The organism is Albidovulum sp., assembly GCF_008933605.1.
Lineage (GTDB): Bacteria > Pseudomonadota > Alphaproteobacteria > Rhodobacterales > Rhodobacteraceae > Albidovulum.
Genome location: NZ_WBUS01000019.1, coordinates 22,189 through 35,744 on the forward strand (window position 1 = coordinate 22,189; position 13,556 = coordinate 35,744).

At 65.7% G+C, this 13,556-nt stretch carries 14 protein-coding genes; 10 read left to right on the top strand and 4 right to left on the bottom strand.

Going from position 1 to position 13,556, the window contains the following annotated elements:
* Nucleotides 1-574: 574 nt before the first annotated feature.
* The 3 genes from F9K34_RS04590 to F9K34_RS04600 are packed head-to-tail and all read right to left on the bottom strand — an operon-like array spanning nucleotide 575 to nucleotide 2,196.
* Nucleotides 575-1,780, bottom strand: coding sequence for an NnrS family protein (locus F9K34_RS04590; RefSeq protein WP_291335728.1), 1,206 nt, complete (start codon nucleotides 1,778-1,780; stop codon nucleotides 575-577).
* On the bottom strand, nucleotides 1,780-1,914 hold the full coding sequence (locus tag F9K34_RS04595; protein WP_291335729.1) for a hypothetical protein: 135 nt from the start codon (nucleotides 1,912-1,914) through the stop codon (nucleotides 1,780-1,782). The genes F9K34_RS04590 and F9K34_RS04595 overlap by 1 nt, the downstream gene beginning before the upstream one ends.
* A gap of 21 nt (nucleotides 1,915-1,935) precedes the next feature.
* A complete protein-coding gene (locus tag F9K34_RS04600; RefSeq protein WP_291335730.1) occupies nucleotides 1,936-2,196 on the bottom strand; it encodes a DUF2249 domain-containing protein in 261 nt (86 codons plus the stop codon).
* A 101-nt stretch (nucleotides 2,197-2,297) separates the two neighbouring features.
* Here F9K34_RS04600 and F9K34_RS04605 point away from each other — a divergent pair, with 101 nt between their 5' ends.
* The 5 genes from F9K34_RS04605 (at nucleotide 2,298) to F9K34_RS04625 (ending at nucleotide 7,736) form a co-directional block, all read left to right on the top strand.
* The gene (locus F9K34_RS04605) at nucleotides 2,298-2,963 is read left to right on the top strand and encodes a hypothetical protein (protein WP_291335731.1); all 666 of its coding nucleotides are present in this window, start codon (nucleotides 2,298-2,300) and stop codon (nucleotides 2,961-2,963) included.
* A complete protein-coding gene (locus F9K34_RS04610) occupies nucleotides 2,954-3,403 on the top strand; it encodes an RrF2 family transcriptional regulator (protein ID WP_291335732.1) in 450 nt (149 codons plus the stop codon). The genes F9K34_RS04605 and F9K34_RS04610 overlap by 10 nt, the downstream gene beginning before the upstream one ends.
* The gene (locus F9K34_RS04615) at nucleotides 3,400-4,581 is read left to right on the top strand and encodes a P-loop NTPase (protein WP_291335733.1); all 1,182 of its coding nucleotides are present in this window, start codon (nucleotides 3,400-3,402) and stop codon (nucleotides 4,579-4,581) included. Before F9K34_RS04610 ends, F9K34_RS04615 begins: the two co-directional genes overlap by 4 nt.
* Nucleotides 4,582-4,594: 13 nt before the next feature.
* Nucleotides 4,595-5,638, top strand: coding sequence for a NifU family protein (locus F9K34_RS04620; protein WP_291335734.1), 1,044 nt, complete (start codon nucleotides 4,595-4,597; stop codon nucleotides 5,636-5,638).
* Between the two features lie 541 nt (nucleotides 5,639-6,179).
* Nucleotides 6,180-7,736, top strand: a complete 1,557-nt coding sequence (locus tag F9K34_RS04625; protein WP_291335735.1) for a trimethylamine methyltransferase family protein — start codon at nucleotides 6,180-6,182, stop codon at nucleotides 7,734-7,736.
* Nucleotides 7,737-7,773: 37 nt separating this feature from the next.
* Here F9K34_RS04625 and F9K34_RS04630 read toward each other — a convergent pair whose 3' ends face one another.
* A complete protein-coding gene (locus tag F9K34_RS04630; protein WP_291335736.1) occupies nucleotides 7,774-8,232 on the bottom strand; it encodes a MarR family winged helix-turn-helix transcriptional regulator in 459 nt (152 codons plus the stop codon).
* Between the two features lie 204 nt (nucleotides 8,233-8,436).
* On the opposite strand from F9K34_RS04630, the gene F9K34_RS04635 reads away from it, so the two are divergent.
* The 5 genes from F9K34_RS04635 (at nucleotide 8,437) to F9K34_RS04655 (ending at nucleotide 13,528) form a co-directional block, all read left to right on the top strand.
* The gene (locus F9K34_RS04635; protein WP_436405707.1) at nucleotides 8,437-9,573 is read left to right on the top strand and encodes an amidohydrolase family protein; all 1,137 of its coding nucleotides are present in this window, start codon (nucleotides 8,437-8,439) and stop codon (nucleotides 9,571-9,573) included.
* 194 nt (nucleotides 9,574-9,767) lie between these two features.
* On the top strand, nucleotides 9,768-10,775 hold the full coding sequence (locus F9K34_RS04640) for an ABC transporter substrate-binding protein (protein WP_291335738.1): 1,008 nt from the start codon (nucleotides 9,768-9,770) through the stop codon (nucleotides 10,773-10,775).
* Between the two features lie 73 nt (nucleotides 10,776-10,848).
* Nucleotides 10,849-11,685 (top strand): ABC transporter permease, encoded by an 837-nt coding sequence (locus F9K34_RS04645; RefSeq protein WP_291335739.1) that lies wholly within the window; start codon nucleotides 10,849-10,851, stop codon nucleotides 11,683-11,685.
* Nucleotides 11,685-12,485, top strand: a complete 801-nt coding sequence (locus F9K34_RS04650; RefSeq protein ID WP_291335740.1) for an ABC transporter permease — start codon at nucleotides 11,685-11,687, stop codon at nucleotides 12,483-12,485. Before F9K34_RS04645 ends, F9K34_RS04650 begins: the two co-directional genes overlap by 1 nt.
* Complete coding sequence (locus tag F9K34_RS04655; protein ID WP_291335741.1) at nucleotides 12,482-13,528, top strand: ABC transporter ATP-binding protein; 1,047 nt, start codon at nucleotides 12,482-12,484, stop codon at nucleotides 13,526-13,528. The genes F9K34_RS04650 and F9K34_RS04655 overlap by 4 nt, the downstream gene beginning before the upstream one ends.
* The last annotated feature ends 28 nt before the right edge of the window (nucleotides 13,529-13,556 follow it).

The window sequence follows — 13,556 nt, forward strand, 5'->3', positions numbered from 1 at the left end:
TTGGAGGACCTCTCACCTGCCGGCCGGTGCTGGCAGACTAGTTCGAACCAGTCACAGCTAGGGCAGTGACGCTGTCCTTCATGTCGCACACAGACCGCGCCACTCGGCGAGAACGGCTGCGCGGTTGGCTTTGAAGAGGGGTCTGCATTCCACCGTCTCCGCAACCCGATTTATCTCGGCCTCATACAGCACAAGGACATCCTCCATGAGGGCCTCCATGCCCCCACTCATGCAGTCCAGCATGCCGCCCATGCGGATCATCAAGGAGTTCGCGGTGGGCGGGATTCCGAAGAGCGCCTAACGGGATGGGTCTGATGTCGAACCCTCCCCGCGTCCCAAGCCATTGAAATACCTATGGCTGAATTCTGTTGGCGAAGCGTGGACACGCCATTTGCGGCCCCGACACTCATTGCGATGCCACCCACATCTCTCTCCGTACTGACGGCTCAAGGTTCGACTAGGAGAGCTTTTCACCTCAAGAGATTTCGAGATGCCGGCGGTTGGAGCCAAGTGCATTTCTTGCGAAGCTCGTTTCAGGCGCAGCGCCAATGTGCGCCCACAACCAGTCGGCTCATCATAGGTGTTTTGCGGGAGGGAGTCTCAACAGAAGCTTTCCATAGGCCAGCGCAAAACCGGAAAAGGCAGCGATCCACGCAAGGCCGGCAATAGGGTGCAGCCATGCGGCAGCGCCAGGCCAGACACCTGCAGCAACACGGGCAAACGTGGCTGCGATCACGGCGGCATAAATGATGCCGGTTCCGGGCCCGGCCGATAACGCCTGACCGGTGTGACCAAGGGTTGCCCGCGTCATCACCGCGACGGTCATCAGCCCGACGGCCCCGGCCATCCAAAGGTGCTGAGCCGCGGCCATGCCAAGCATACCGGGCCAAAGGATCTCGGCGCCGATCGCCAAGGCACCTAGCGGCAGGAACCCATACCCCACATGCAGCACCAGAACCAGCGGCTCGGCCACCGTGCGATGACCAGTCCATCGCGCGATGCGTACCAGGTGCATTGCCGCGGAAACCAGTAGCATCGCCCCCGTCATCTGCGCGTCGGGCGCGAGCATCCAAAGCAGGAGCGCGGCCGCAAGTGCGACCAGAGCCACCTTGTCGAAGCTCTGCATGGGCGGCACCGGAAGCGGTCCCTCGCCTCTGCGGACGAGCCAGTTGCGGGTAAAGGACGGCACGATTCGCCCACCGATCACGGCGATCATCATGATCGCGGCACCAAGGCCCAGCCTCAGGCCATGTCCGCTGGCGGCGTAGTCGCCGCGCGCGGCCTCGTAGTGAAATAGCGCATTGCCGGCCAGAAGAACGGTTAGCATCGCCAGGACGATCAGGTTGCGCCAGTTCCGCCCCTGCACGATCTCGCGGCCTATGGCGAGGGCAAATACGGCCAGAAAGCTCAGATCAACCAAGGCCACGACGCCGGGCCGCAGATCAGCAGATACGGCGATGACCAGACGGCCGGCCAGCCACAGCGACCAGAGCCCGGCAAGCGGCCAGCCGACGATGGGCAGGCGTCCGGTCCAGTTCGGCACGGCCGTCAGCAGGAAGCCGGCGACGACGGCCGCAAGATAGCCGAACAGGAATTCATGGGCGTGCCACGAGACCGGATCGAATGCCGTCGGCAGGGACAGGTGCCCGCTCAGCATCGGGATCCACAGCAACATCGCAACCGCCGCCCAGACTGCCGCGCCCAGAAAGAACGGACGAAATCCGAAGCTGAAGATTGCCGGCCCGGTCCAGGCACGCATCTGCTCGGCCGTGGTTGCCATCAGTCTCTCCTGATCTCTTGCAGACCCGCTTCAGTCACGATCCCATCCATCGGCACGCCAGGCAGTCGCCCAAGGTGAACCGCGTCGATCTGGAACCCGTTCTCGATCCGCCCGGGAAGCATCCTGCCACTCATTTCGCGGTTTCCGCGCAAGGATCAGCCACGCGTCCGCGTGATCGCCACCTGCCAGACCTCGGGTCCGTCGCGCAGGAAATCGACGGCGAACCGGTCGGGCCAGGTCCGTTCGATGTGATTGAGAAGCGGAATCGGCGCGTGGTCGTTGATGAGTATGAAGCTCGCACCCGGCCCGAGCGCCTCGATCGCGGCGAAGACGGTGGCATGGCGGTCGCGGGGGATCATCGGGCGCAGGTCGACCGTGACAGGGGTGGCGGCGTCGGCAGGATTGGCAATAGTCATGATCTGTTCTCTCGGTCGTTGCCGCGCCATGCTTTACCATAAAAGAAATATTGTCAATGTTTGTTTATTGGCTAAAATAGAGTGCGGAAAAGGAGCCGCCGATGCCCGATCCCCAGCACGGACATGTCTCGCTCGCGCCGCGGCCGGCCGCCATGCGGATGACCGGGGACCGGGCCGGCGTTGTCCCGGCCGCGGCCTATCTCCAGTCTGCCCGGGCGAGGGAGATCGGTGCACCGGCAACGCCTGCGATCGACGCCGTGGGCAAGTGGGTGGTGGTCATCGGAGACGGCGGCGCTGCGATGGACAGCGTCCGTGCGGCCATCCGACAGGATGCCGATGGCATTACCTGGCCCTGCAGCCGCGATCCGGCCGACCAGCCGGCGTCTTCGTGCGAGGACGCTCTTGGAGGAGATGGGGGTGCCGAACCCGGTTGGCATACCCAGCCCGAAGCGGGCGTGGACGTGCCTGTGGAGCGGCTTGCGTCCATGCCCGCGGGCTTCGGACACCGCGGTGCCCTGCGCACGGTGCTGTTCCCTCGAATGGAGCGGACTGTGGCCGACGACACAGGGCAAGAGCGGCAGGAGCCCGCGGCCGTCTTCCATGTCGCGGCCGATCTCGTCATCAATGCGCTTTGCGTCACGGGCAAGGACGCGGGCAGAGGGCGCGGCGAGCCGGTGACGGGACAGCGCCTCCCCGGCGTCGGGGCGGAACCCGGCCCTGCCGACGGCCGCGTGCCGAACCGCACCGGAGGACTGCCATGCGGCTGACGATGATGTCGGACTATGCCTTGCGGGTGCTGCTCTTTGCCGCGGCACATCCCGAACGGCTGGTGACGATCGATGAGACGCAGGAAACCTTCGGGATGTCGCGCGGGCATCTGATGAAGATCGTGGGCGTGCTGGCGGGCGCGGGGATCCTGCGCTCGCAGCGCGGCCGGGCCGGTGGGTTCACCCTCGGCAGATCGCCCGCCGAGATACGCCTTGGCGACGTCCTGCGCATGACCGAGCCGGATTTCGAGATGGTCGAGTGCTTCTCGCCGGCCAGCGCCTGCAACATCGCCCCGGTCTGCCGCCTGCCGGTCATCGTCTCCGAGGCCCTGGGCGCGTTCATGGCCGTCATGGATCGGCATTCGCTCGCGGAACTGCTCATCCGGCCACAGGATTTCGGGGCGGTTGCCCCCCGACACAGCGAAAGGCCCCTTCCATGATGGCACGGTCCCCGTCCGCCAACACGCCAGCCGATCCGCGCCGGATGATTGCCGTCAGCAGCGGCAAGGGCGGCGTCGGCAAATCTACCGTCGCCGTCAACCTCGCGGTGGCCATGGCGCGCGCCGGGCTGCGCGTCGGGATCGTCGATGCCGACATCTACGGCCCGTCGATCCCCGGGATGCTCGGCATTCCCGGCAATGCGCCGCCCGCGATGGGGCCTGACCAGCGGGTGCTTCCGTACGAGGCGCATGGGGTCAAGGTGATCTCGATGGCGATGATGACCGACGACGACCGGCCCGCGATCCTGCGCGGCCCGATGGTGACCAAGTATCTGCGCATGTTCGTCAGCCAGGTTGCCTGGGGCGAGATCGACGTGTTGCTCCTCGACCTTCCGCCCGGCACCGGCGACATCCAGTTGACCTTGGCGCAATCGTTCCCCCTGACCGGCGCCGTGGTTGTCAGTACGCCGCAGGATGTCAGCCTGCGCATCGCGCGACGTGGCCTGCGGATGATGGAGCAGGTCCAGGTGCCGATCCTCGGCGTGATCGAGAACATGAGTGGGTTCACCTGTCCGTCTTGCGGCGCGGTCACCCATATCTTCCATCAGGGCGGCGGCGAGGCCATTGCGGCCGATCTGGACGTGCCCTACCTCGGCAAAGTGCCGCTTGATCCGGCCATCGTCGATTCCGGCGATGACGGCGTTCCGCTGGTGCTGGCGCGACCCGATTGCCCGGCGGCCGAAGCCTATAGGAGGATCGCCGCCGCGCTGGTGCAGGGCGAAGCCGGAAGTGACGGCATCGTCCTACCTTTCGACTGGAGGGTGGCCACGGGCGCCGGCAAGCCCGCGCCGGTTGCCGCCACCGGCAGCTCCTCCGACATCCCCTGCGCGCTCGACCACGATGCGGCGGGGCTTTCGATGCGCTGGCCGAACGGCGAAAGCTGCGTGATCCCCTCCCGCGATCTGCGTCTTTCCTGTCCCTGTGCGGCCTGCCGCGACGAGGTGACGGGGCGGGCATTGCTGGACCCCGGGTCAGTTCCGCTGAGCGTGGCGCCAACCCGAATCCGGAGCGTCGGCAACTACGCGCTTGGCATCGCATTCAGTGATGGCCACGACACCGGGATCTTCACCTTCCGCGCGCTGCGCAAGATGCAGGGGGCCCAGCCAGTGGATGTCTGACGCGGCCAGCACATTGCGGATTAGGGTCCAGGTCTCGCCGCGCGACCCGGACACGCTGACCTTCCTGCTGGAGGCGCCGGTCCAACCCGGTGCGGGGGTTGCGCGTTTCGATGGGCGGGAGGCAGGCGCGCCGCTTGCCGAGGCCCTGTTCGCCGTGCCCGGCGTGCGCCACCTCGAGGTGGCCGGTGTCGCGATCCATGTCCGCAAGACCGCCGAAGCCCGATGGGACGACATGAAGGCGCCCATCGCGGCGGCGATCCGCGCCGCCCTGGCCAGCCGTCAAGCGCCGCTCGGCGATGTGGCCACGCCCGACACGGCCGATCCCGCTGTCGACGCGCGGATGCTTGCCGCGGTGCGCGCCCTGCTCGAGGCCTGCATCAATCCGTCCATTGCCAGCCATGGCGGGCGGATCAGCGCGGAACGGGTCACCGAGGGCACCGTCTACCTGCGGATGTCGGGCGGCTGCCAGGGCTGCGCCGCATCGCAACTGACGCTACGCGGCGGTGTCGAGCGGACGCTACGGTCGGCCTTGCCCGAACTGCGCGCGATTGTCGACGTCACCGATCACGATGCCGGCTCGACGCCCTTCTACGGCCGCGACCCGGGCGTGCTCTCCGTCCTGAACTCGCCTCTCGCCGGGGCGGCACGCGGCGAGGCACTCACGCTTTCCGATCGGGTCCGCAGGCATCTGGAATCGTTGCCATCCTCGGCCGGCACCGCCAGCTATGGCGCGATCGCTCGTGCGCTCGGGCTCTGGATGCCCGGTTCGGTGCGCAGGGTAACACGCGCGCTGGAGGACACGATGCGCCAGGACGCCCACAAGGGCCGGCCGTTCATTGCGGCCCGGGCTGTCAGCCGCGCGGCCGAGGGCCTGCCGGGCAAGGGGTTCTTCGACCTCGCCCGCGACCTCGGCCGCGGTCCCTTTCCGGGCGAGGACGAACGCGCCTTTCATGACCGGGAGATTGCACGGCTTGCGCAAACGCGCGACTCCGAGACCGCTTCCGGGACAGGGCAGAGAGAAGGCCGTGAAACGTTCCCCGAGTCTGGACCGGCCTGACGGCCGTGTCCGATCCCCTTTCGGCGAGCGGGTGTCATGTGCCGCCAGCCCATTCATGACCTCCTTCGGGGGATATTCCCGATCGAGCTCCGTGGGGGGACGTCGTTGTGGTCTCTAAGCCGAAACCAACAGTATCAGGATCGAGAGCGCCGGTCGTGGTTCCCGACGGGTCAAGGCATCCTTTGGTTGTGGCATGCACATCAAGACGCCCGGCACGATAGGCGCTGCCCGCCGGCCCTGAAATGGGCAGCCAGCACGGCGAAGAACGATTCGCGCCTGATTGATGTCAATGGAGCGCGCCCGCGTGCTCCACGCAGCTGCGCGTTCCGTCAAGCCTCTGAAAAAGCGTGTATATATGTTTCGTCACTCAATTTCACCGTCCGGCCAAGCGCCACCTCCCGGCTCCGTTCTTGGCACGGTCCGGCAAAAGATGTGGTTGACGAAATTCATTAGTATGCTAGCGTTCTTTGCAGCTGAAGTCGGCAGGCAGTCAGCCTAATCGGTGTGTGCCATGGGCAATCCTTTCCAGAAGGACGCAGACATGGAAGCCAGCGTGAATACCCCCAAACGCGCCCGCACGGTCCGGGCCAGTCATCCGGCAAGCGCCTTCCGGCAGGAACCGGCGGGCTTTTCCCGCGCCACCTTCGGATTTCTTACCGATGACGAGGTCGAATGGCTGAAGGCCCGGGTCGAGGACGTGCTGGCCGACTACGGCGTGGCGATCCTGCACCCCGAGGCCTACAAGCGCTTCCTTGCGGCGGGCGCGAAGCCCGGCAGTGACGCGAACCGCATCCGCATGCCGCGCGAACTGATCCGCGAGGCGATGGCCGCCACGCCCAAGGCGGTGCGCCTGGGGGGCAAGGAGGCGCGCTTCAACATGGACCTGCCGCGCGCCGACCGCGGCTTTGTCATGCGCACCGGCACGGGAGGGCATGGCTATGTGAACCCGCGCGATGCGAGCTATCGCAAGATGGACCTGACGGCGGTGAGCGAGATCGCGGCGGTGGCCAATACGCTGGACGAGGTGGGCTTCATCGCCCATCCCTTCGTCCATGGCGTGCCCGAGGTGACATCCGACATTCACAGCTACGGACGGCTCATCGGGCGCACGCCGAAGCATGTCTGGATGCAGCCCTACCAGTGGGAGAACGTCGATTACCTGATGCGGATTGCCGCCATTGCGGCCGGGGGCGAGGCGGAACTGCGCGCCAACCCGATCACGAGCTGCATCACCTGTTCGTTCACCCCGCTCGAATTCAAGTACATGGACACCCATGTCATCATCAAGGCGGGGGAATACGGCATCCCGCTGCATGCCTGTTCGCTGCCCTCCTCGGGCGGGACGGCGCCGCTCTCGGTCCCGTCGATGGCGATCATGTCGGCGGCCGAGATTGTCGGCATGACGGTGATGGCGCACATCCTGTCGCCGGGCATCCCGGTGATCGCGACGCCCCTGATGTTTACGCTGGACATGCGGACGGGGTCGGCGCTGCAGTCCTGCGTCGAAAGCCTGCAGGCCGCAAACATGTCGATCCAGCTCATGAAACGGGGCTGGGGTGTCGTGGCGCATACCTATGGGTCGGGTTCCGACACGCCGGACGTGGATCATCAGTCGATGGCCGAACGCGCGATGCTGACGCAGACGGTGGCACTGGCCGGCGCCGACATCCTGGGCGGGGTGGGCCAGCTGGAATGTGCCACGGTCTTCAGCCCGGTGCAGGCGGTGCTGGACAACGAGGTCGGGGCGATGATGCGCCGCTTCATCCGCAAGCCGAGCCTGGACAAGCAGGCGCTGAACTGGGACGAACTGATGCAGATCCGCACCGGCGGGCACTTCCTGGACAGCGCACACACCATTGCCACCTGCCGCGACCAGCTGTCGCCCCGGGTGTTCAAGCGGCAGGGCCGCGACGACTACGAGAAGTCCGGCCGCCGCACCGCCTTCGACGAGGCCCGCGAGGCCGCGCTGTCGGCCATCGCCGCAGCACCCGAGGAGGGGCTGCTGAGCGCCGAGCAGGAACGCGAGATCGCCGCGCTGGCCGCCCATGCCGACGTACACATCGTCGCGGCCTATTCCGGTGCCGTCTCGGTCATCTGACCCGGCTCGGACCTTGAGCGACCTGGCCGCATGCCGGTCAGGTCAGCTTGGACAGGAGCCGCAGGAGCGTCTTGCGCTCTGCCCTGGTCAGGGGGGCCAGCGTCCTTTCCGTGATCGTGCGGCCCATGTGGTGCAGCGTGGCGCGCAGTTCCTCGCCAGAGCCGGCTGCCGAAATCGTCGTCCGCCGCCTGTCGTTGGGGTCGGGATTCAGAGTCACCAAACCCTTGCTGCGCAGCCGGTCCACGACGCCCTTGATCGTCGCTACGTCCATCGCCGTCCGCCGTCCGAGTTCGTTCTGTGAGCATTCCCCCTCGTCCAGCAGGCGCACCATCGCGGAAAACTGCGTGGGCGTCAGGTCAAGCACGGAAAGTTCCTGAAAGATCAGTGCATGTCGCTGGTTGGCAAGGCGCAGCAGATAGCCGATCTGCGCATCGAGGGTATACGGCGTTTCGACTGCGTCGTTTCCCGTCGCGGTCGGATCATCGAGTTTCGTCATCGCTCCTGGCCTTTCGCAACTGCATTCCCGGCGCCGTCCCGAGTTGGTAACGGATCCCGCATTCCTGAAAACGCCAACGAAGCTGGTTCTTGCGTTTGCAGGATTTTCCGTTAGCATACTAACGAAATGATCCGAAAGCAGGGAATTGTCCCAATGTCGCCACCCTCCTTGCCCGACAAGCTTGTCATCCGCAACATCGGACTGATGCTGACCGGTCGGATCGAGGCGCCGATCGCCGACGGCGACTGCGTCGTGGCGATCGGCGGCCGTGTCGCCGAGTTCGGGCGTGAAAGGGACATTGATACCGAAGGGGCGACCACGACGGTCGATGCGAAGGGGGCGACACTGGTTCCCGGGCTGATCGACAGCCACGTGCACCCCGTCGTCGGCGATTATACGCCGCGCCAGCAGCAATTGAACTGGATCGACAGCTCGCTCCATGGCGGCGTCACCACGATGATCTCGGCCGGTGAGGTGCACATGCCCGGTCGCCCCAAGGACATCGTCGGGCTGAAGGCCATGGCGATCGCGGCGCAGCGCTGGTACGAAAACTTCCGCCCCTCGGGGGTCAAGGTCCATGGCGGCGCCCCAGTGATCGAGCATGGGATGGTCGAGGACGATTTCCGCGAGCTTGCCGCGGCGGGGGTGCGGCTTCTCGGCGAGGTCGGGCTTGGTTCGGTCAAGGATGGCAAGACCGCCCGGCAGATGGTGGACTGGGCGCGCAAATACGGCATCCAGAGCACGATACACACCGGCGGGCCGTCGATCCCCGGCTCGGGGCTGATCGACGCCGACATGGTGCTGGAGACCGGTGCCGATGTGGTGGGCCATATCAACGGCGGCCATTCGGCGCTCCCGGACGACCAGATCGTCTGCCTGTGCGAGAACTGCAGCAAGGGGCTCGAGATCGTTCACAACGGCAACGAGCGCGCGGCGCTGCTGACGATCAATACCGCGCGCGAACTGGGCAAGCTGGACCAGGTGATCCTCGGCACCGACGGCCCGGCGGGATCGGGCGTGCAGCCGCTTGGCATCCTGCGTATGGTCGCCATGCTGTCGAGCCTTGGCAACGTGCCGGCCGAGGTGGCCTTCTGCTTTGCCACCGGGAACACGGCACGGCAGCGTACGTTGAATACCGGGCTGCTGGAGCCCGGTTTTGCCGCCGATTTCGTGCTGATGGACCAGGCCCAGCACGCGCCGGGCAAGAACATCCTGGAATCTGTGCAGCTGGGCAACCTGCCGGGCGTCGGCATGACCATCATCGACGGGGTCGTGCGCAGCGAACGCAGCCGCAACACGCCCCCCGCGCAGCGCCTGCCCGAGGTCCTGGCACGTCGCTGAGGCCGGGGCGCCCGGTTGGGGGGGAAGTTTCATGCCGCGACAGGACCGGGCGCGTTGACAGGTCGATGAAAATATGTGTCATTTGTATACGAACAAAAATTCGACGTTGCGACGGCAAGCAGGAGGGCAGTAGCGCAAGCCCCGAGACGTTGATGTAACCGGTGTTCGACCGACAAAAAAAGGGAGGAAAGACAATGCTGAAGACAGTAGTGACCGCAGCGGTCCTTGCCACCGGCATGGCCGTCGCGGCCTCGGCGCAGGACATGGTGTTCACCAGTTGGGGCGGCACCACCCAAGACGCGCAGGCTGCGGCCTGGGCCGCGCCCTTCACCGAAAAGACCGGCATCAATGTCCGTCAGGACGGGCCGACGGACTATGGCAAGCTCAAGGCGATGGTCGACAGCGGTAATGTCGACTGGGACGTGGTCGATGTCGAATACGATTTCGCCATTGCCGCGGCGGAGATGGGGCTTCTGGAACCGATCGACTTCGGCGTCGTGGACCGCGCCGCGATCGACCCGCGCTTCGTCACCGACAACGCGGTCGGCAGCTTCTACTATTCCTTCGTGATCGGCTACAACAAGGACGCGCTTCAGGGCGAGCCCGCAAGCTGGGCTGATGTGTTCGATACCGCGAAGTTCCCCGGCAAGCGGAGCTTCTACAAATGGTCGGCACCCGGCGTTCTGGAAGCTGCCCTTCTGGCAGATGGCGTCGCCCCCGACGCGCTCTATCCGCTGGACCTCGACCGCGCCTTCGCCAAGCTCGACACGATCAAGGCCGACATCATCTGGTGGGGCGGCGGCGCGGAATCGCAGCAGCTTCTCGCCTCGGGAGAGGCGCCGATCGGCAGCTTCTGGAACGGCCGGATCTTTGCGATCCAGCAGGAAGGCGGCAATGTCGGCATTTCGTGGAACCAGAACCTGACCGCCGCCGATGTGCTGGTGGTGCCGAAGGGAGCCAAGAACAAGGATGCCGCGATGAAGTTCCTGGCCGAGGCCACCAGCGCCACCGGCCAGGCGAAGCTGGCCGCGGCCACGGGCTACGCGCCGATCAACGTGAATTCGAAGGCCGAGATGGACCCCGCCGTGGTGGCGGAGTTGCCCGATGCCCATGTCGAGTCGCAGATCAACCTCGACATGGCCTACTGGGCCAAGAACAGGGATGAAATCGCCAAGCGGTGGTACGACTGGCAGGCGAAGTGACGCCTTCGTCCGCCGGCGGGCCGTTCGGGCCCGCCGGCACCCCTCGTCATCCAAACCAGCGACGGTGACCTGCATGGCCACAGAAGCTACATCGCCGCGGCGCCGCTGGCGCGGCCTTGGCCCGGCCGTCCCGGCGCTGGCGCTGCTTGCCCTGTTCTTCGTGATCCCTGTGGTCAGCCTGCTGCTGCGATCGATTCTCGAGCCGCAGTTCGGCTTGCAGAACTATGCCGAACTGTTCGCGACCTCGACCTATGCGCGGGTCTTCTACAACACGTTTCTGGTCGCATCGGTGGTCACAGCCGTTTCGCTGGCCCTGGGCTATCCGGTGGCCTGGCTTCTGGCGATCATGCCGCCGGGCCGCGCCAATCTGGTACTGGCCATCATACTCGTCTCGATGTGGACCAACCTTCTGGCGCGCACCTATGCCTGGATGGTGCTCCTGCAACGCACCGGCGTCATCAATACCACGCTGATGAAACTCGGGCTGATCGACGAGCCGCTGGCTCTGGTCAAGAACCTGACCGGCGTCACCATCGGGATGACGTACATCATGCTGCCCTTCATCATCCTGCCGCTCTACGCCAGCATCCGGACGCTTGACCCGGCCATATTGCAGGCCGCGTCCCTGTGCGGCGCGGGGCGCTGGCAGGCGTTCCGGCGGGTGCTCTTGCCGCTGTCGGCGCCGGGGGCAGCGGCGGGGGGGCTGATGGTCTTCGTCATGTCGCTGGGCTATTTCGTCACCCCCGCGCTCTTGGGTGGCGCCTCGCACATGATGCTGGCCGAGATGATCGCGCAACTGGTGCAGTCGCTCCTCAACTGGGGGCTGGGTTCGGCGGCCGCCTTCGTGCTGCTGACGGTGACACTGGCGCTTTACTCGGTGCAGATCCGGTTCTTCGGGGGGATGCGCTGATGCTGCTCACCTATCACCGGCTCGGCGGGCTTGGCATCGCGCTCTGGGCGATCACGATTGGGGTCTGCCTTTTCCTTCTGGTCCCGATCATCTTCATTGCCGCGCTATCCTTCGGGTCGTCGCGGTGGCTGGCGTTTCCGCCGCCGGCCTGGACACTCCGATGGTATCAGGAACTTGCGGCCGATCCGCGCTGGCTCGAGGCGGCGCTGACCAGCGCGAAGGTGGGCCTGCTGTCGGCGGCGCTGGCGGTGTTGCTTGGCCTGATGGCCAGTTTCGCGCTGGTGCGCGGCCGCTTCCGCGGGCGCAACTTCCTCAAGGCGTTGTTCCTGACGCCGATGGTGCTGCCGGTAATCGTCTTTGCGGTGGCGATCTATGCGCTGTTCCTCCGCGTGGGCCTGAACGGCACCCTCGTCGGCTTCGTGCTGGCCCATACGGTGCTGGCCTTTCCCTTCGCGGTGATCCCGATCGTCAATTCGCTGGAAGGCTTCGACAAGTCGATCGAGGATGCCGCGGTCCTCTGCGGCGCCTCGCCCCTGCAGGCGAAGCTGAAGATCACGCTGCCGGCCATCCGCATCGGACTTTTCTCGGCCGCCGTATTCGCCTTCCTGATTTCCTGGGACGAGGTGGTGGTGGCGATCTTCATGGCCAGCCCCGACCTGCAGACCCTGCCGGTACGCATTTGGGGGGCGCTCAGGCAGGATCTGACGCCGGTGATCGCGGCTGCCTCCACCATTCTCGTGGCCTTCACATTGCTCGTGATGGCTGCTGTGGCGCTTCTGAGGAGACGGATTTCGAGATGACCCCGGCCTTCCTTTCCATCCGCAGCCTTCGCCAGACCTATGGGAGCGTCGTCGCCGTCGACGATGTCTCGCTGGAAATCCCGGAGGGCGAATTCCTGACCTTCCTCGGCCCCTCAGGGTCAGGTAAGTCGACCACGCTCTATGCACTGGCGGGCTTCAACGAACCGACCTCGGGCGACATCCTCCTGCGCGGCGGCTCGATCCTTGCGACGCCTTCGCACAAGCGCAACATCGGTATGGTCTTCCAGCGTTACACGCTGTTCCCGCATCTGAACGTGAGGGAAAACGTCGGCTTTCCGCTCAGGGTACGCGGACGGCCCGAGCGCGAGGTCGCCCGGCGAGTGGACACGATGCTGGCGCTGGTTCGGCTCGATGGCTACGGCGACCGGATGCCGGGCCACCTGTCCGGCGGCCAGCAGCAGCGCGTGGCACTCGCCCGCGCGCTGGCATATGACCCGCCGGTGCTGCTGATGGACGAGCCGCTCTCGGCGCTCGACAAAAAGCTGCGCGAGGAGATCCAGATCGAGATCCGCCGCATCCACCGCGAAACCGGGGTGACGATCCTGTATGTCACCCATGATCAGGAGGAGGCGCTGCGCCTGTCGGACCGTATCGCGGTGTTCAACCGTGGCAGGATCGAGCAGGTGGGCAGCGGGCGTGACCTCTATCACAACCCCGCCACCCGCTTCGTTGCCAGCTTCATCGGCCATCCGCCGATGAGCCTCATCACGGCCATGGGCGACGGCACCTGGCTTAGGCTTGGTGACGGCACGCCGCTGGCCGCCTCCACGCACAAAGGCGCCGTTCTGGCCGGTGCCCGGCCGGAAGCTGTGGTTCTGGACGCGGGAGGGGCATCATTTGTCCCGCTTCACCGGGAAGATCTTGGCTCGCATGTCGTCCAGTTCTTCCGTCTGCCCGATGGTCAGACGGTGGCCGTGCAGTCTCCGGCCGGGCGTCCGGTGCCTGCCGATGCTGGTCTCGGCATTCCCGAGCACGCCCTGCATCTCTTCGACGCCGAAGCCGGCGCTCGTCTTGTCTCCTGACCGAAAGGACATTTCGTTGTTGAACTAC

What these genes read in the sequence shown, in the direction of transcription:
- F9K34_RS04590 (WP_291335728.1), bottom strand. Translation starts at nt 1,780, where the DNA reads ATGGCAACCACGGCCGAGCAGATGCGTGCCTGGACCGGGCCGGCAATC.
- F9K34_RS04595 (WP_291335729.1), bottom strand. Translation starts at nt 1,914, where the DNA reads ATGAGTGGCAGGATGCTTCCCGGGCGGATCGAGAACGGGTTCCAGATC.
- F9K34_RS04600 (WP_291335730.1), bottom strand. Translation starts at nt 2,196, where the DNA reads ATGACTATTGCCAATCCTGCCGACGCCGCCACCCCTGTCACGGTCGAC.
- F9K34_RS04605 (WP_291335731.1), top strand. Translation starts at nt 2,298, where the DNA reads ATGCCCGATCCCCAGCACGGACATGTCTCGCTCGCGCCGCGGCCGGCC.
- F9K34_RS04610 (WP_291335732.1), top strand. Translation starts at nt 2,954, where the DNA reads ATGCGGCTGACGATGATGTCGGACTATGCCTTGCGGGTGCTGCTCTTT.
- F9K34_RS04615 (WP_291335733.1), top strand. Translation starts at nt 3,400, where the DNA reads ATGATGGCACGGTCCCCGTCCGCCAACACGCCAGCCGATCCGCGCCGG.
- F9K34_RS04625 (WP_291335735.1), top strand. Translation starts at nt 6,180, where the DNA reads ATGGAAGCCAGCGTGAATACCCCCAAACGCGCCCGCACGGTCCGGGCC.
- F9K34_RS04630 (WP_291335736.1), bottom strand. Translation starts at nt 8,232, where the DNA reads ATGACGAAACTCGATGATCCGACCGCGACGGGAAACGACGCAGTCGAA.
- F9K34_RS04635 (WP_436405707.1), top strand. Translation starts at nt 8,437, where the DNA reads ATGCTGACCGGTCGGATCGAGGCGCCGATCGCCGACGGCGACTGCGTC.
- F9K34_RS04640 (WP_291335738.1), top strand. Translation starts at nt 9,768, where the DNA reads ATGCTGAAGACAGTAGTGACCGCAGCGGTCCTTGCCACCGGCATGGCC.
- F9K34_RS04645 (WP_291335739.1), top strand. Translation starts at nt 10,849, where the DNA reads ATGGCCACAGAAGCTACATCGCCGCGGCGCCGCTGGCGCGGCCTTGGC.
- F9K34_RS04650 (WP_291335740.1), top strand. Translation starts at nt 11,685, where the DNA reads ATGCTGCTCACCTATCACCGGCTCGGCGGGCTTGGCATCGCGCTCTGG.
- F9K34_RS04655 (WP_291335741.1), top strand. Translation starts at nt 12,482, where the DNA reads ATGACCCCGGCCTTCCTTTCCATCCGCAGCCTTCGCCAGACCTATGGG.